The organism is Actinomadura pelletieri DSM 43383, assembly GCF_003634705.1.
GTDB lineage: Bacteria > Actinomycetota > Actinomycetes > Streptosporangiales > Streptosporangiaceae > Spirillospora > Spirillospora pelletieri.
This window is the reverse complement of record NZ_RBWU01000001.1, coordinates 739,382-754,665: the sequence shown is the minus strand read 5'-3', so window position 1 is coordinate 754,665 and position 15,284 is coordinate 739,382. Positions and strand designations below refer to the sequence as shown.

General features: G+C 69.4%; 16 protein-coding genes. 6 read left to right on the top strand and 10 right to left on the bottom strand.

Features of this window, described 5'->3' with window-relative positions; all coding sequences use genetic code 11:
* Positions 1 to 153 precede the first annotated feature (153 nt).
* The 7 genes from BZB76_RS03435 to BZB76_RS03410 all read right to left on the bottom strand — a co-directional run bounded on the left by BZB76_RS03435 (position 154) and on the right by BZB76_RS03410 (position 7,807).
* Positions 154 to 636, bottom strand: coding sequence for a hypothetical protein (locus tag BZB76_RS03435; protein WP_121432808.1), 483 nt, complete (start codon positions 634 to 636; stop codon positions 154 to 156).
* Complete coding sequence (locus BZB76_RS03430) at positions 633 to 944, bottom strand: hypothetical protein (protein WP_211342806.1); 312 nt, start codon at positions 942 to 944, stop codon at positions 633 to 635. Before BZB76_RS03430 ends, BZB76_RS03435 begins: the two co-directional genes overlap by 4 nt.
* A gap of 22 nt (positions 945 to 966) precedes the next feature.
* Entirely contained in the window at positions 967 to 2,700 is a 1,734-nt protein-coding gene (gene cydC, locus BZB76_RS35135) for a thiol reductant ABC exporter subunit CydC (RefSeq protein WP_211342805.1), read from the bottom strand.
* Positions 2,697 to 4,325 carry a thiol reductant ABC exporter subunit CydD gene (cydD, locus tag BZB76_RS35130; protein ID WP_211342804.1) on the bottom strand — a complete coding sequence of 543 codons (1,629 nt, stop codon included), beginning with the start codon at positions 4,323 to 4,325 and terminating at the stop codon, positions 2,697 to 2,699. Before cydD ends, cydC begins: the two co-directional genes overlap by 4 nt.
* Positions 4,322 to 5,338, bottom strand: coding sequence for a cytochrome d ubiquinol oxidase subunit II (gene cydB, locus BZB76_RS03420; RefSeq protein WP_121432807.1), 1,017 nt, complete (start codon positions 5,336 to 5,338; stop codon positions 4,322 to 4,324). The genes cydD and cydB overlap by 4 nt, the downstream gene beginning before the upstream one ends.
* A 14-nt stretch (positions 5,339 to 5,352) precedes the next feature.
* Complete coding sequence (locus tag BZB76_RS03415) at positions 5,353 to 6,771, bottom strand: cytochrome ubiquinol oxidase subunit I (protein ID WP_121432806.1); 1,419 nt, start codon at positions 6,769 to 6,771, stop codon at positions 5,353 to 5,355.
* 160 nt (positions 6,772 to 6,931) lie between these two features.
* On the bottom strand, positions 6,932 to 7,807 hold the full coding sequence (locus BZB76_RS03410; protein ID WP_121432805.1) for a S1 family peptidase: 876 nt from the start codon (positions 7,805 to 7,807) through the stop codon (positions 6,932 to 6,934).
* Positions 7,808 to 8,146: 339 nt separating this feature from the next.
* Between BZB76_RS03410 and BZB76_RS03405 the strand changes: the two genes are divergently transcribed.
* Both BZB76_RS03405 and BZB76_RS03400 read left to right on the top strand, forming a co-directional pair.
* Positions 8,147 to 8,437, top strand: coding sequence for a hypothetical protein (locus BZB76_RS03405; RefSeq protein ID WP_121432804.1), 291 nt, complete (start codon positions 8,147 to 8,149; stop codon positions 8,435 to 8,437).
* A gap of 18 nt (positions 8,438 to 8,455) precedes the next feature.
* The gene (locus tag BZB76_RS03400) at positions 8,456 to 8,962 is read left to right on the top strand and encodes a protein-tyrosine phosphatase family protein (RefSeq protein ID WP_121432803.1); all 507 of its coding nucleotides are present in this window, start codon (positions 8,456 to 8,458) and stop codon (positions 8,960 to 8,962) included.
* 10 nt (positions 8,963 to 8,972) lie between these two features.
* On the opposite strand, the gene BZB76_RS03395 is transcribed toward BZB76_RS03400, so the two are convergent.
* Positions 8,973 to 9,959, bottom strand: a complete 987-nt coding sequence (locus BZB76_RS03395) for a helix-turn-helix domain-containing protein (protein ID WP_121432802.1) — start codon at positions 9,957 to 9,959, stop codon at positions 8,973 to 8,975.
* A 93-nt stretch (positions 9,960 to 10,052) separates the two neighbouring features.
* Between BZB76_RS03395 and BZB76_RS03390 the strand changes: the two genes are divergently transcribed.
* Together BZB76_RS03390 and BZB76_RS03385 are read left to right on the top strand one after the other, a co-directional pair.
* Positions 10,053 to 10,502, top strand: a complete 450-nt coding sequence (locus tag BZB76_RS03390) for a rhodanese-like domain-containing protein (RefSeq protein WP_121432801.1) — start codon at positions 10,053 to 10,055, stop codon at positions 10,500 to 10,502.
* 211 nt (positions 10,503 to 10,713) lie between these two features.
* Positions 10,714 to 12,180, top strand: coding sequence for a DEAD/DEAH box helicase (locus BZB76_RS03385; protein ID WP_121432800.1), 1,467 nt, complete (start codon positions 10,714 to 10,716; stop codon positions 12,178 to 12,180).
* 48 nt (positions 12,181 to 12,228) lie between these two features.
* Here the strand turns inward: BZB76_RS03385 and BZB76_RS03380 are convergent, their stop codons facing one another.
* A complete protein-coding gene (locus BZB76_RS03380) occupies positions 12,229 to 13,032 on the bottom strand; it encodes an acyltransferase (protein WP_121432799.1) in 804 nt (267 codons plus the stop codon).
* Positions 13,033 to 13,131: 99 nt separating this feature from the next.
* Complete coding sequence (locus tag BZB76_RS03375) at positions 13,132 to 13,614, bottom strand: hypothetical protein (protein ID WP_147449300.1); 483 nt, start codon at positions 13,612 to 13,614, stop codon at positions 13,132 to 13,134.
* A 152-nt stretch (positions 13,615 to 13,766) separates the two neighbouring features.
* On the opposite strand from BZB76_RS03375, the gene BZB76_RS03370 reads away from it, so the two are divergent.
* Both BZB76_RS03370 and BZB76_RS03365 read left to right on the top strand, forming a co-directional pair.
* Positions 13,767 to 14,291 (top strand): peptidylprolyl isomerase, encoded by a 525-nt coding sequence (locus BZB76_RS03370; protein WP_121432797.1) that lies wholly within the window; start codon positions 13,767 to 13,769, stop codon positions 14,289 to 14,291.
* Positions 14,292 to 14,331: 40 nt separating this feature from the next.
* Positions 14,332 to 15,228 (top strand): rhomboid family intramembrane serine protease, encoded by an 897-nt coding sequence (locus tag BZB76_RS03365; RefSeq protein WP_121432796.1) that lies wholly within the window; start codon positions 14,332 to 14,334, stop codon positions 15,226 to 15,228.
* Positions 15,229 to 15,284: the final 56 nt, after the last annotated feature.

The window sequence follows — 15,284 nt, the reverse complement described above, 5'->3', positions numbered from 1 at the left end:
CCGCTTTGGACATGGCGCTGGACGAGTCGGTGTCATTTATCTATCGCGTGCAGGCAAGACCCCGCGGTCGCTCACTGCTGAAACCCGGTGAAGGCGGAAGGCCGAAGGCGTGAGTTGCGGGAGTTCTCGAGTGATCGCCGGGGTGTGGGAGGGTTAGATTTGGTGGATTTGGATGTCTGCGTGGTCGAGGGTCGCCGTGTAGGCGGCCATGTCGGCGGGGTCGCTGGTGAGGATTTGGGCGGGGACGTGTAGTGCTGCCGTCACCACGACCAGGGCGTCGATGGCGTCTGGGCGCTTCTTGGTCGGTAGGTTGGCCTTGGCGAGCATCGATCCGGCCCGTTTGTAGACGTCCAGGGTGGCGGTCCTCGCGCACGCCACGCATCCTGAGGTCGAGACCGCTCCTCGGACCGGTGCCGTGCTGCCGCGTGTCTGGGGGACCGTGCAGTCTTTCAGGTAGCCGCTGAAGGCGTGAATGTTCTTCGGGTCAGGTCGCCAAGCCTGTGCCAGGACGGGGCCTATGACGATGGGCCGGTGTGGTGCGGCGCGCAGGCCATGGTGCAGTGTCAGGGCCCGTGGGTCGCGTGCCAGCATCGCCAGGAGCATGCCGGTGTCGTAGACGACCGTTCGGGTGGTCACGCGACGTCGGCTTGGTCTGTGCCGAGGGCCGAGGAGATTATTCTGCGGACCATTGCCTGATCTTCGGCGCTGAGGTCTTCGAGCGTCGGCTGCGGGGGCGGCTGGAGTGTCGCGCCCTCCTTCAGTGCTTCGGAGTTGTCGGCGTCCAGGGGGGCGAAGACGGCCTCGGCCGCGTCGTCCGCCGCCATCTGGGCCACGGCCGCGGCGACCATGTAACCGGAGATGTCGAGGCCCGCCGCGTCCGCGTGCTCCTTGATCGCCGTGTGTACCTGCGGATCCATCGAGATGCTGAACCGCTTGTTGGTCATACGGCTAGCGTAACACGGCGTGTTACGCCGGTTGGGTGAGTGGCGGCGTTGGAGTTTGTTCGTGGTGCCAGAGGGTGCGGTAGAGGCCGGGGCGGGAGAGGAGGTCGGTGTGGGTTCCGCGGTCGATGACCTGGCCTTTGTCCAGGACGATGATTTCGTCTACGGCGTCCAGGCCGGTGAGGCGGTGGGTGACTAGGAGGGTCGTGCGGCCTTCGGTGGCGGTGAGGAGGTCGGCGGTGAGGGCGTCGGCGGTCGCGATGTCGAGGTGCTCGGCGGGTTCGTCCAGCAGGAGGATCGGGAAGTCGGCTAGGAGGGCGCGGGCCAGGGCGATGCGCTGGCGTTGACCGCCGGAGACCTGGGCGCCGTGTTCGCCGACGTGGGTGTCGAGTCCCTGGGGGAGGGTGTCGATCCAGTCGAGGAGGCGGGCGCGGCGTAGGGCGTCGCGGATCTCCTCGTCGGTGGCGGTCGGGCGGGCGAGGCGGATGTTGGCGCCGATCGTCGAGTCGAACAGGTGGGCGTCCTGGGCGCAGAGGCCGATCACGCGGCGGACGTCGTCGCCGGTGAGGTCGCGGATGTCTGTGTTGTTGAGGGTGGCTTGGCCGCCTGATCGTTCCAGGAAGCGGAGGAGGACGGCGGTGAGGGTTGTCTTGCCTGAGCCGCTTGGGCCGACTATCGCGCAGCGGCGGCCTGGCGTCAGGGTGAGGGAAATGTCGTTGAGGGCTGGGGGTGCTGTGGGCGTCCAGCGGGCTTGGAGGTTTTCGATGCGGAGGGTGTAGGGCGGTTTGGGGAGGGGGGTGGGTTTTTGCGGGTCGGGGACGGGTTCGGGGGCGTCCAGGACGGCGAAGACGCGGGTGGCGGAGCGGTGGACGCGTTCCCTGTACTGGGCGGCGAGCGGGAGGCCGTTGACGACCTCGAAGGCGGCCAGGGGCAACAGGACGATGACCGCGAGGAGCACGCCGTCCAACGCCCCGGAGCGGACGGCCGGTACACCGACCGCGAGGCTGCCCCAGACGGCCAGGCCGCCGGCGAGGGCGGAGACGGCCGCACCGGCACCGGCGGTGGTCGCGGAGCGGGCCGAGGCACGGGTGAAGTCGCGGTCGAGGCGGGCCGCTTCGGCGAGTTGGGCGGGCGCGGCGCCGTAGGCGATGAGTTCGGGGGCGCCGTGGAGGGTGTCGACGACATGGGACGTCAGTTCGGCGCGCAGGTCGGTCGTGCGGTGTTCGGCGCGGCGGGCCGTTGCGGCCGTGAGCCAGGGGACGACGACGCCCGCGATAAGGAGAGCGCACAGGAGGACGGCCCCCGCCGAGGGGAGCAGCGCCCAGGCGAGGCCTACGGACAGGGCGCCGACGACGGCGGCGACCGTGCAGGGCAGCAGGACGCGCAGGAAGAGATCCTGGACGGCGTCGACGTCGGCGACGAGCCGGTTCAGCAGGTCGCCGCTGTGGAAACCGGGTCCGAGTCGCTCCAGCCGTTCGTAGACGCGGGCGCGGAGGTCGGCGAGGATCCGGAATGTCGCGTCGTGTCCGGTGAGGCGTTCGAGGTAGCGGAAGACGCCGCGTCCGAGGCCGAAGGCGCGCACGGCGACGATCGCGACCATGAGCATGAGGACCGGTGGGTGTTGCGCGGCACGGGAGATCAGCCAGGCGGACGTGGCCATCAGGGCGACGCCGCTGCCGAGCGCCAGCACGCCGAACAGGACGGCGAGGGCTAGCCTTCCCCGGGCGGGACGCGCGAAGGACAGAAGCCGGAGGATCATGCCGTCACCGCCGCGGGTTCGAGGGGCACGACACGGTCGGCGAGGGCCGCCAGGGCGGGACGGTGGGCGGCCAGGACGACGGTGCGACCGATGGCGAGTCTGCGGACGGCGTCGATGACGGCGGCCTCGCTCTCCGCGTCGAGGTTCGAGGTCGGTTCGTCCAGGAGCAGGAGCGGCGCGTCGCGGAGGAACGCGCGGGCCAGCGCGACCCGCTGCCGCTGCCCGGCGGACAGGCCGAGGCCGCGTTCGCCGAGCGGGGCGTCGAGGAACTCCAGTGCGTTGGCGGCTCGTGCGGCCTCCCGGACGTCCGCGTCGCTCGCGTCGGGGCGGCCCAGGCGGATGTTCGTCGCGACCGTCCCGGCGAAGAGGTGCGGCCGCTGCGGCACCCAGGCGATCCGGGCGCGCCAGGCGTCGGGGTCGAGGTCGACGAGGTCGTCCCAGTCGACGAGGACGCGACCGGAGTCGGGCCGGACGAACCCCAGCAGCGCGGCGAGCACGGTCGACTTGCCCGCGCCGCTCGGGCCGGTGAGCGCGACCGTCTCGCCGGGGTGGACGGTGAGGGAGAACCCGTCGAGCGCGGGCGTGTCGCGTCCCTCGTAGGCGACGGTGACGGCGTCGAGGCGGATGGTGGGGTTCGCCGGGATGTCGGTGCGCGTTCCGGTGGGCGGGGCGGGCGTCTCGATCACCTCGAAGATCCGTCCGGCGGCGGTGAGGCCCTCGACGCTGGCGTGGTACTGCGCGCCGACCTGCCGCAGCGGAAGGTACGCCTCCGGCGCCAGGATCAGGACGAGCAGCGCGGTCTCCAGCCCGAGCCCGCCCTCGACGAGACGCAGGCCGATGGACACGGCGACCAGCGCGACGGAGAGCGTCGACAGCAGTTCCAGGACGAGCGCCGACAGGAACGCGATGCGCAGGGTCGACATCGTCGCCCGGCGGTACCGGTCGGTGACCTCGCGGATCTTGTCCGCCTGGGCGCGGGCACGACCGAAGATCTTCAGTGTGGGCAGCCCGGCGACGACGTCCAGGAAGTGCGCGGACAGGACGGACAGCGTGCGCCACTGCCGGTCCATCTTCCGCTGGGTGGTGAGCCCGACCAGGATCGCGAAGACGGGGATGAGCGGCAGCGTTGCGGCGATCGTCACGGCGGACAACCAGTCGCCGAGCAGGATCCGCGTCCCGACCGCCACCGGGACGATCACCGCGAGGACGAGCTGCGGCAGGTAACGGGAGAAGTAGTCGTCCAGCGCGTCGATCCCGCGCGTGGCGAGGGTGGCGAGTTCGCCGCTGCGCTCGCCGGACAGCCAGCGGGGGCCGAGCCGCAGCGCGTGCGCGAGCAGCCTGCCGCGCAGTTGCGATTTCACGGCGGCGGACGAGCGGTGCGCCGCGACCTCCTGGAGCCAGGCGACGAGCGTCCGGCCGAGGACGACGGCGAGCAGCAGGAGCAGCGGCGTGCGCAGGTCGCCGAGCGTGGCGCCGCCGAGGAACGCCCGGGTGATCATGTCGGCGAGCAGGGTGGCCTGCGCGATGATCAGCCCGGCGGTGGCGGTGCCGAGCACGACGGACGCGACCAGGAAGATGCGGGTCGTCCTGGCGTGCTTCAGCAGCCTGGAGTCGAGGGGTTTCATCGCACCGGCTCGTTCTTCGGTCGGGGGATCTGGGCGGTGCCGATCCGCTTCCGGAACACCCAGTACGTCCAGCCCTGGTAGACCAGCACGATCGGGGTGAACACCGCGGCAGTCCACGTCATGATCTTGAGCGTGTAGGGGGTGGAGGACGCGTTGTCGGTGGTCAGGCTGTTCGCCTCGGCGAGGGTGGACGGCAGGACGTCCGGGAACAGCGCGACGAACAGGGTCGCGACGGCGAGGACGATCGCGGCGCCCGTCCCGATGAACGCCCACCCCTCACGGCCCCGCCGGATCGCCCCGGCGGCGAGGACCAGCCCGGCGGCGGCCCCCGCGGCGGTCAGCCAGGTCACGGGCTCGCCATGCTTCACCTGGGTGATCAGCAGGAAGCTGCCACCGGCGGCGATGGCCCCGATCGCGGCGACGCCCGCGACGAACCGGGCCCGCGCCCGGATGTCCCCGGTGGTCTTGAGCGCGAGGAACACCGCCCCGTGCAGGACGAACAGGATCATCGTGGTGAGCCCGCCGAGCAGCGCGTACGGGGTGAGGAGATCGCCGAGCGTCCCGGCGAACTCGTGGTCGGCGTCCAGCGGCACACCGCGCACGATGTTCGCGAACACGACGCCCCACAGGAACGCGGGCACGAGGCTGCCCCAGAAGATCGCCTTGTCCCAGCGGGACCGCCACCGCGCGTCGTCCCGCTTGCCCCGGTACTCGAACGCGACCCCACGGATGATCAACGCGAGCAGGATCGCGAGCAGCGGCAGGTAGAAGCCGCTGAACAGGGTGGCGTACCACTCGGGGAACGCGGCGAAGATCGAGGCCCCGGCGACGATGAACCAGACCTCGTTGGCGTCCCAGACGGGCCCGATGGTGTTGATGACGACGCGGCGTTCGACGTTGCTGCGGCCGAGGACGGGCAGCAGCATCCCGACGCCGAAGTCGAAGCCCTCCAGGAAGAAGTAGCTCGTCCACAGGAACGCGATGACGATGAACCAGACGGTGGTGAGTTCCATGACCGGGCGCCCTCTCAGTAGGCGAACGCGAGCGAGCGCTCGGAGTCGCGGTCGGGGTCGTCATCGTCGGGCGGGGGCGGCAGCACCTCGTCCTCCGACGGCGGTCCGGCCTTGGCGTACTTGAGCATCAGCCCCGCCTCGATGACGGCGAGGACGGCGTACAGCGCGGTCAGCGAGATGACGGAGATGAGCATCGAGGTGGCCGTCACACCGGGTGACACGCTCTCCGACGTCTTCATCACGCCGTACACCGACCAGGGCTGGCGTCCCATCTCGGTGAAGATCCATCCGGCGGAGTTGCCGATGAAGGGGAGCGCCAGCGACGCCATCCCGATCCGGTACACCCAGGGATTGGACGGCAGGCGCCCGCGCCGCAGCAGCCACAGCCCGGCCAGCGAGAGCAGCGCGGTGATCATCCCGACACCGACCATGAGCCGGAAGTTCCAGTAGATGGCGGGGACGAACGGTCGGTAGTCGCCTGGCCCGTACCGGGCCTCCTGGGCGGCCTGGACGTCGTTGATGCCCTCGACCTCCCCGTCGAGGCTGCCGGTGGAGAGGAACGACAGCACGCGCGGCAGCTTGATCCCGAACAGTTCCTCGTCGCCGTCGAGCGTGCCGACCGTGAGGATGGAGAGCCCGGCGGGCCGCTCGGTCTCGTAGATCGCCTCGGCGGCGGCCATCTTCATCGGCTGCTGCTCCGTCATGACCTTGCCCTGGAGGTCGCCGGTGACGGCGACGCCGATGGACGCGACGGCCGTGACGGCGAGGGCCAGCCGCAGCGACGGCCGGAAGACCTCGACGTTCTTGCGGCGGGCGAGATGCCAGGCGCTGACGCCCGCCATGAACAGGCCGCCGGTGACGAACGCCGCCGTGATCGTGTGCGGGAACGCGACAAGATGGGTGGAGTTGGTCAGGACGGCCCAGAAGTCGGTGAGGACGGCCCGTCCGGTCTCCTCGTCGATGCGGTAGCCGACGGGGTGCTGCATCCACGAGTTCGCGGAGAGGATGAAGAACGCCGACAACTGTGTGCCGATGGCGACGAGCCAGATGCAGGCCAGGTGGATCTTCTTCGGCAGCCTGTCCCAGCCGAAGATCCACAGCCCGAGGAACGTCGATTCGACGAAGAACGCGAGCAGGCCCTCGATGGCCAGCGGGGCCCCGAAGATGTCGCCGACGAACCGGGAGTAGTCACTCCAGTTCATGCCGAACTGGAACTCCTGCACGATTCCGGTGACGATCCCCATCGCGAAGTTGATCAGGAAGAGCTTGCCCCAGAACTTGGTGGCGCGCAGGTAGGCCGTCTTGCCCGTTCGCAGCCAGGCCGTCTCCAGCCCCGCGACCAGCGCGGACAGTCCGATCGTCAGTGGGACGAACAGGAAGTGGTACACGGTGGTGATCCCGAACTGCCACCGTGCGATGTCGACCGTGTCCATGGGCGCGGGCCTCTCCGGCTATCTACTACAAGCTGTAGTACTACGACCTGTGAGACATACTACGGGCTGTAGTACTACCTCGCGTCGTTACCCCGCTCACAGCAAGAGCCCGCGGCCGGTGCGGGCCGCGGGCTCTGGTCCTCGGAGACTTCGCCGAGGGTTACCGGGGGGCGGTGCAGCCCGGACGGTTCATGTCGAGACGGGTGCCGGGCGCGATGCAGTTGGCCAGCGTGTAGGTCTGCTGGGCGTAACCGATCTGGCGGCGGACCGTGACCTGACCCTGCTCGTCCACCTCACAGGGGTTGTTCATGGTGCAGCGGCCACCGCTCTCGTTGATGGTGTTGTTGACACCGATGACCTTGCCGGACGCGTCGTCGATGGCCGGGGAACCGGACGTCCCACCGATGACGTTGCACTCGCGCGTGTAACGCAGGGAGTCCTTCCACGTCCAGTTGGCCTCACGAATGCGGTAGGCGAAGCCGTCGAGCCTGCAGGTGTAGATGCGCTTCCAGTAACCGGAGACCACATGCAGAGTGCCACCGGACGACGGACGCGACAGCACCATCTCCAGGGCGGGGGTGCTGTACTGCCGCTGGATGTCGGCGTAGGTGCTGCTCAGCTTGTACAGGGCCGCGTCGGTGTCGGTCATCGTCGCGTACAGCAGCGACGTCGCGCGCAGAGTGCCGAGGTTCCCGCCGCTGGAGTTCAGCAACGTGAACGACCGGCTGGACGACTGGTTCTTGATGACCTGACCGGCGGAGGGCATTCCGCCGTCGATGCAGTGCCCGTTGGTGAGCACGAGCGCGGGATCGGTGTCGGCCGCACCGGGAACGCGCACCAGCGAGCCGGAACAGTTGCTGAGCGCGATGATCGAAGTGAAGTTGGGAGCCTTGACAGGCCGTGGCGCGGTCGCGGACGCGGGTGCGGGCGCCGGTCCGGGCGCCGGGGCGGCGAGCGCGACGGACGACGTACCGGCGGTCAGGGTCGCGGCACCGAGGAACGCTGCGGCGAGTGCGCCGATAATGCGTCGTTGCATGGCGGGGGTCCTCTCAGTGAACTCGGGTGGCGGGTGGGAGCGAGGCGGATCGGCAATGGCGGTATTTCGGTCCCCCCGGGTACCGACATCGCTCGTACCGGCGTCGAGCGTGCTGGCAGCGCGATGGTAACCAGGCTTTCGGCACGCAGGAAGAATCAGATTCGGCCGACCTGGACAGACCCGACAAATTGGGCAGAAATTGCAAAGTCAACGCGCCGCCGAATCCGCCTGTCACCCGCTGCACAGCACAGAGTGTAACTGTTCATAAGCTCTCCGTGTTGTCATGACAGCGTGCCACATCTACCCGCCCGGTCGAACTTGTTGATCTAAACTCTCGGAATGGACCTCAGGGATGCGGCGCGCATGATCCTCACCGAGTCGGCGGCGCACCCAGAACTGCTCCGGGTGACCCGGCAGACCCACGACCGGCTGGCTCAGGGACTACGCGTCCCGCATCAGGACTTGAGTTGGATGCTCAAGGAAGCCGCGCGTAAGAACATCTTCCCCGCCGTCCATGCCCGCTATGGCGCCGCGTCCTTCGACGCGATGGTCACCGTCCTGAGCCGCGAGATCGACCGGCAGACCCCCGTCCCGGCCTCCGCGTCCGCCGCTGGGCGAGTCGCCATCTAGGGAGATCGACCCGAGACGATGCGGACCAAGGGCAGGAGAGTGCCGGACGCGGAACATCCGTGGAACGAGATCGTCCCGGGCCTGTGGATGGGCGGGCACCACTACACCGGCGCGTCCGGGGAACGGGCCCCCGTGATCGTCCGGGACGAGTTCGACACCGTCATCAGCCTGCACCGGCAGGACGGGCACGGCCCGCCTCCCCACGTCGACCACCACTACGAGGACATACCCGACGCCCCGCTGACCGCCGCCCAACTGGAGACGGTGTGTCGGCTGGCGGACATCGCCGTGGAAGCCGTCGCGCAAGGACGACGCGTGCTCGTCCGCTGCCATTCGGGCTACAACCGGTCGGGCCTCGTCATCGCGCAGAGCCTCATCAGAACGGGTTACACGGCCGACGACGCGGTGTTCCTCATCCGGTACCGGCGGTCGAAACAGGCCCTGAACAACCATCTGTTCGTCGACTACCTGACCTCCGGCCTGGACGTCGCAAGGCTTCTGACCGGCCTCGACAGCCTCCAATAGCCGCGCCTGGTCACCCCGGAGTCGTCCCGTGGAAGGTGCGCCGGTAGGCGGACGGTGAGGTCTTCATCGCCCGGACGAAATGGTGCCGGAACGTCACCGGACTCTCGAAGCCGACCGCCGCACCCACCTGCTCGATCGGTATGCCGCCCTCCTCCAGCAACGGCAATGCCGCCATGATCCGCTGCGCGATGACCCAGCGGAGCGGGCTCGTCCCCGTCTGCCGCCGGAAATGCCGGATGTAGGTGCGCGGCGCGAGACATGCCTCCCGGGCCAGCCGCGCGACCGTGATCGGCTCGGTGAGATGCGCGAGCGCCCACGCCATGCTGCGCGCGACCGCGTCGCCGTCCCCGTCCGGGCGGTTCACGGCGGCCTCCACGAACTGCGCCTGCCCGCCCTCCCGGTGCGGCGGGACGACCAGCCGCCGCGCCACCGCGTTCGCGACCCGGGCGCCGTGGTCCTTGCGGACCAGGTGCAGGCACAGGTCGAGCCCGGCGGCGCTCCCGGCCCCGGTGAGCAGGTCGTCGCCGTCCACGTAAAGGACGTCCGGGTTCACCCGCACCTTCGGGAACCGGCGCCGCAGCAGGTCGGCGTACCGCCAGTGGGTGGTGGCCTGGCGTCCGTCCAGCAGACCCGCCGCCGCGAGCGCGAACGCACCCGAGCAGATCGACACGACCCGGGCGCCGCGTGCGCGGGCCCGCCGCAGCGCGGCGACGACCTCGGGCGCGGGATCGTCCCGAACATCGGGAACGGCGACGACCATCACCGTGTCCGCGGACGCGAACGCGTCCAGCCCGTGTTCGGCGGTCATCGAGAGGCCGCCGACCGTGCGCATCGGACCGCGCTCCAGCGAGCAGATCCGCAGGTCGTACCAGGGGACGCCCAGTTCGGGCCGCGGCAGCCCGAAGATCTCCACGACCACACCCAGCTCGAACGGCGCCATGCCGTCGAAGGCCAGCACCGACACCGTGTGCCGCCGCCCCGGCGAAGCGACCCGCATGGCGAGATCTTATCGACACCAGGCATTCACGCCACTTTCGCGACAACCCGACCACCCGCAGCATGAAGGCACACAGACCCAAGGAGCCAAGCCATGAACGCCTTCCCGCCCGCCGCCTCCCCCGAGGAGGCGATCCGACACTTCTCGGCACGCCTGTCGTTCGAGACGGACGTGTCCGACGTGGCCACCCAAATGAACAGCCACGACATCGTGGTCATCGACATACGCAACACGCGAAGCTGGGACCAAGGGCACATCCCCGGCGCCCTCCACCTCCCGACCGCCGAGATCGCGCAACGTGCCGCGTCCCTCGTCCCCACCGGCGCGACCGTGGTCGTCTACTGCTGGGGACCCGCCTGCAACGGCGCCACAAAGGCCGCGCTGGAGTTCGCCAGGCTCGGCTACCCGGTCAAGGAGATGATCGGCGGATTCGAGTACTGGGCCCGCGAAGGACTCCCCGTGGAAACCGCTCCCGGGGCCGTCAGCCGCCGCTCTCCCGACCCGCTCACCGTGCCCATCGACGCCGCCTCCTGTGCCTGTTGAGGCAACGATGTGACGAACGATCCGGAATGTTCCCTTAGGGACGGGGCATAACGCGGTACCCCACCGCCGTTAGACTTGAGGAATCATTCTTCGACGCCTCCAGGGCGTCCGGCTCGTCCTTGCAGCCCACATACTCCGTGGTGCCTCCCGAGACGTGCCCCCTCTCGGAAGGTAATGCGTGACCACAGCTGCCCCTGCACCGAACCCGACCATGCCCGCCGACACGGGCGACGAGCGGGTTCCCACGTTCGCCGACCTCGGTATACCGCCGGCGCTGGTGAACACCCTCAGCCGTCAGGGCATCGACACACCGTTCCCCATCCAGGCCGCCGCGATCCCCGACATCATGGCGGGACGTGACGTCCTCGGCCGCGGCAAGACCGGCTCCGGCAAGACCCTCGCGTTCGGTCTGCCGCTGCTCGTCCGCCTCTCCGGCCGCAAGGCCGCCCCCAAGCGCCCGCTGGCGCTGATCCTCGTCCCCACCCGTGAGCTGGCCCAGCAGGTCCAGAAGAACCTGGAGCCGCTCGGCCGCGGCCTCGGGCTGCACTTCAAGACCGTCATCGGCCAGACCTCCATGTTCAAGCAGATCGACGCGCTGCGCCGCGGCGTCGAGGTCCTGGTCGCCACCCCCGGCCGGCTCAAGGACCTGATGCGGCAGGGCGCCTGCGACCTGTCCGACATCGAGATCGCGGTGCTGGACGAGGCCGACCACATGGCCGACATGGGCTTCCTGCCCGACGTCACCGACATCCTCGACGCCGCCAAGCCCGGCGGGCAGCGGCTGCTGTTCTCCGCCACCCTCGACAAGGACGTGGACGTCCTCGTCCGGCGGTACCTCGACGACCCGGTGACGCACGCGATCGGCCCGGTGGACGAGTCCGTCGACACGATGGAGCACCACCTCCTCCTCGTCGCGCCGAAGGAGAAGGCCGCCATCACCGCCGAGATCGCCAACCGTGAGGGCCGGACGATCCTGTTCGCCCGCACCAAGCACGGCGTCGACCGGCTCGCGAAGCAGCTCGTTCAGGCCGGTGTCCGCGCGGCGGGCCTGCACGGCGGCAAGAGCCAGGGGCTGCGCACCCGCACCCTCGCCGAGTTCCGCGAGGGCACCATCAGCGTGCTCGTCGCCACCGACGTCGCGGCCCGCGGCATCCACGTCGACGACGTGTCGCTCGTCATGCACGTCGACCCGCCCGCCGACCACAAGGACTACATGCACCGCGCGGGCCGCACCGCACGGGCCGGCGAGCGCGGCACCGTCGTCACGCTCGTCCTGCCCCACCAGGTGCGCTCCACGTCCGCGATGACTCGCCGCGCCGGGATCGAAGCGCCTCGCGTCCGGGTCACCACCGGCGACGAGGAACTGGTCAAGCTGACCGGCGCCCGCCCGCCGTCCGGGATCCCGATCGAGGGCCCGATCATCCCCGAACGCCCGCGCCGCGAGGGCGGCCGGGGCCGTCCGGGCGGCCGTCGCGGCGGCCGCGGCCCACGCTCGTTCGACCGTAAGGACGGCCGCCGCGGCTCCCACGAACGCCGCGAGGGCGACCACCGAGGCTCCTACTCCGGCAACGGCGAACGCCGCGGCGGCCCCCGCACCAGCAGCGGCTCCCACGGCAACCGCCGAGGCAACACCCCCTACAACTCCGACCGCCGCGACCAAACCGCCCGCCACAACTAATCCACCGATGCCCTGCCCGAGCACCATGCTCGGGCAGGGCTCGGTTGGTTATCCGGCCTCTTCGCTGAGTAGACCGTCGTCGCGGGAATTGGTGGGGTCTTCCTCGTCCCGGACGATTTGAAGGCCGTCGACGGTGGGCATTGGCAGTGACGCGAGGTCGTTCAGGGAGGCCACCGGTGTGCCGCGCAGCGGGGGTTGCCAGCTCTCGCCGTCGTGTCTGCGCAAGATCTTGGCGGGTACGCCGCCGATGACCGCATGGTCGGGGAACTCGCCGCGGACGACGGCGCCGCCCGCGACCGCGACATTTCGCCCCAGGCGCGTGCCCGGCAGGATGATCGCGGCGGTGCCGATCCAGCAGCCGTCGCCGATCACGACAGGGTTGTTCTCCGGCCACTGCCGTCCGATGGGCATGTTCAGATCACCATAAGTGTGGTTCTGGTCGGTGATGTACACGTTCGGCCCGGTGAACACGTCATCGCCGATCTCGATCGACTGGTGGCCGACGATGTGCGTCCCGCGTCCGATCGAGCAGCTCCGGCCGATGCGGACGATGACGTCCGGCCCCAGGTCGAGGCCGGGGACGAATCCCGCCGAGATCGTCACATGCGTCCCGACGAGGGTGTGGTCGCCGATCGAGATCCACGGCTCGCCATAGATGGCGCCGACCGGGAATCCGATGCACGCGCCTTCCCCCAGATACGCGAATTTTCGGCCGCCGGGCGTCTGCGGTGTGATCTCGCCGTGCCGCCGGACCCAGTCCCAGGCATGGTGGACGGCCCGGTGCACACCCTGGCGGGTTCGCCGCTCGACCCGCGCCGCAACCTCACGCCGGATCGAGCGTCTCCGCGACATGGCGTTCACCGTACCGGTTGGTAGTAACCGACGGTGATGCGGCGGAGGGCCCGGCCGTTCGTGGCCGGGCCCTCCGCCGAACAACCTGTCCAGGACGGCTCAGTGCGGCGACTGCACCTGACCGTCGACATCGGAACCGCTGACGGTCATGGAGTCGGCCGAGGTGGCGTCCGCTCCGTGCTCACCGGAACCCTTGGTCAGGTCGCGGATGACGCCGCGCCGGGTCGCCACCGCGCCGGCCACGCCGACGGCCGCGACCACCCCCATCATCGTCATGAGGCCGCCACGTCCGGGCTTCGCCGGTTTCGGCGGCTCGACCCGATGGGCGACATCGCTCAGAAACGAACTCACCCGCGGAGCCAGCCCGGTCTCCACATACCGGGCGGCAAGCCGGAGCCTCGGTGCGCTCCAACCGCGGACGATCATGACCCGCTCACCCGCGACGGGCATGATCCGCTCCGCCGCCGAGGACGCCCCCTGTCGGCACAGTTCGGCGCCCTGGCGGGCCACGTCCTGCGCGCGACCGATGGGCGTCCGTACGTCCTCCGGCGGCTTCCGGCGGATATTGATCATTAGGGACACGCTAACCTCCCTGTTTGCGAGGTCCTGTCATGCAGCCTTCCCAGAGTCCGGGGGGTAAACCCAGAACACGCGACCGGTCAATCACTCAGCGTGACATATTCGGGCATGACCGAGACCGCGTCATCACCATCACCGAAATCGGAGGAGAGAGCGTGGCCAACGAGATCTTCGCGAGGCTGACCACGTCCATGGGCACGATCGTCGTCCAGCTGTACCCGGAGCAGGCGCCGGAGACGGTGGCGAACTTCGTCGAGCTGGCCGAGGGCACCAGGACCTGGCATGATCCGCGGACCGGCCAGAAGACGAACGCGCCGCTCTACAACGGCACGATCTTCCACCGCATCATCGACCAGTTCATGATCCAGGGCGGTGACCCGCTGGGCACCGGCACCGGCGACCCCGGCTACAAGTTCAAGGACGAGTTCCACCCCGACCTGAAGTTCAACAAGCCGTACCTGCTGGCGATGGCCAACGCCGGACCCGGAACCAACGGCTCGCAGTTCTTCATCACGCTCAGTGTCGGCCACACCCAGCACCTGACCGGTCGGCACACCATCTTCGGCAAGGTCATCGAGGGCACCGACGTCGTCGACCGGATCGGCAAGGTCGAGACCGGCGCCCAGGACCGTCCGAAGACAGACGTCGTTCTGGAGTCGGTGACAATCGAACGACGTTAGTCGTTCACAGGGTGAGAACCCGCGACGGCCGGAGTCCCAGATGAGCACAGAACAGAGTCATCCGTCCGAAACCTCGGTGCCGACCTGTTACCGGCATCCGGGGCGGGAGACGTACGTGCGCTGCACCCGGTGCGACCGCTACATCTGCCCGGAGTGCATGCGGGACGCGGCCGTCGGGCACCAGTGCGTCGAGTGTGTTCGCGAGGGCAACCGCGGCGTCCGCACGGCCGTTCCGCGGACGCCGGTCGGAGCGCGGGCCGCCGCGTCGACCACACCGGTCGTCACCTACACGCTCATCGGCGCCTGCGTGGCCGCCTACCTCGCCGAGCTGGCGTCGTGGAACGTCGTGCGGGAGTTCATGATGCTCGGCCGCGCCATCCTGCCCGACGGCGAGGTCGGCGGCGTCGCGGAAGGCGAGTGGTACCGGCTGTTCACCGCGATGTTCCTGCATCAGCGCGGCGGGACGTTCGGTGTCACCCACATCCTGTTCAACATGTGGTTGCTCTGGGCGGTCGGCCCCGCCTTGGAACAGGTGCTCGGACGGTGGCGCTTCCTCGCCCTCTACCTGCTTTCGGGCCTGGGCGGCTCCGTGCTGCTGTACATGGTCGGTGCCCCGCAGTCCTCGGCCGTCGGCGCGTCCGGTGCCATCTTCGGCCTTCTCGGCGCGTACTTCGTCCTCGGCCGCGCGCTGGGCCGCCCGGTCGGGTCCATCGTGTTCCTGCTGGGGATCAACCTGGTGATCACGTTCTCGGTGCCGAACATCTCCTGGGAGGGACATGTCGGCGGGCTCGTCATCGGCGCGGCCCTGGCCGCCGCGTACGGCTACGCGCCGTCCGCCCGGCGGAACCTGTTCCACATCGGGGCGCCCGTCCTCGCCTTCGCGTTGATGACGGCCCTCGTCCTGCTCAGAACGGCGGAACTGAACCCGACGTTCTAGCCACGGACGCCGCTGCCCGCACTACACGGCAGCGGCGTTCCTGTGGAAAACCTGGG

Coding starts and splice junctions, on each gene's coding strand:
- BZB76_RS03430 (WP_211342806.1), bottom strand. CDS start 944: ATGACCAACAAGCGGTTCAGCATCTCGATGGATCCGCAGGTACACACG.
- cydC (WP_211342805.1), bottom strand. CDS start 2,700: ATGATCCTCCGGCTTCTGTCCTTCGCGCGTCCCGCCCGGGGAAGGCTA.
- cydD (WP_211342804.1), bottom strand. CDS start 4,325: ATGAAACCCCTCGACTCCAGGCTGCTGAAGCACGCCAGGACGACCCGC.
- cydB (WP_121432807.1), bottom strand. CDS start 5,338: ATGGAACTCACCACCGTCTGGTTCATCGTCATCGCGTTCCTGTGGACG.
- BZB76_RS03415 (WP_121432806.1), bottom strand. CDS start 6,771: ATGGACACGGTCGACATCGCACGGTGGCAGTTCGGGATCACCACCGTG.
- BZB76_RS03410 (WP_121432805.1), bottom strand. CDS start 7,807: ATGCAACGACGCATTATCGGCGCACTCGCCGCAGCGTTCCTCGGTGCC.
- BZB76_RS03405 (WP_121432804.1), top strand. CDS start 8,147: ATGGACCTCAGGGATGCGGCGCGCATGATCCTCACCGAGTCGGCGGCG.
- BZB76_RS03400 (WP_121432803.1), top strand. CDS start 8,456: ATGCGGACCAAGGGCAGGAGAGTGCCGGACGCGGAACATCCGTGGAAC.
- BZB76_RS03395 (WP_121432802.1), bottom strand. CDS start 9,959: ATGCGGGTCGCTTCGCCGGGGCGGCGGCACACGGTGTCGGTGCTGGCC.
- BZB76_RS03390 (WP_121432801.1), top strand. CDS start 10,053: ATGAACGCCTTCCCGCCCGCCGCCTCCCCCGAGGAGGCGATCCGACAC.
- BZB76_RS03385 (WP_121432800.1), top strand. CDS start 10,714: ATGCCCGCCGACACGGGCGACGAGCGGGTTCCCACGTTCGCCGACCTC.
- BZB76_RS03380 (WP_121432799.1), bottom strand. CDS start 13,032: ATGTCGCGGAGACGCTCGATCCGGCGTGAGGTTGCGGCGCGGGTCGAG.
- BZB76_RS03365 (WP_121432796.1), top strand. CDS start 14,332: ATGAGCACAGAACAGAGTCATCCGTCCGAAACCTCGGTGCCGACCTGT.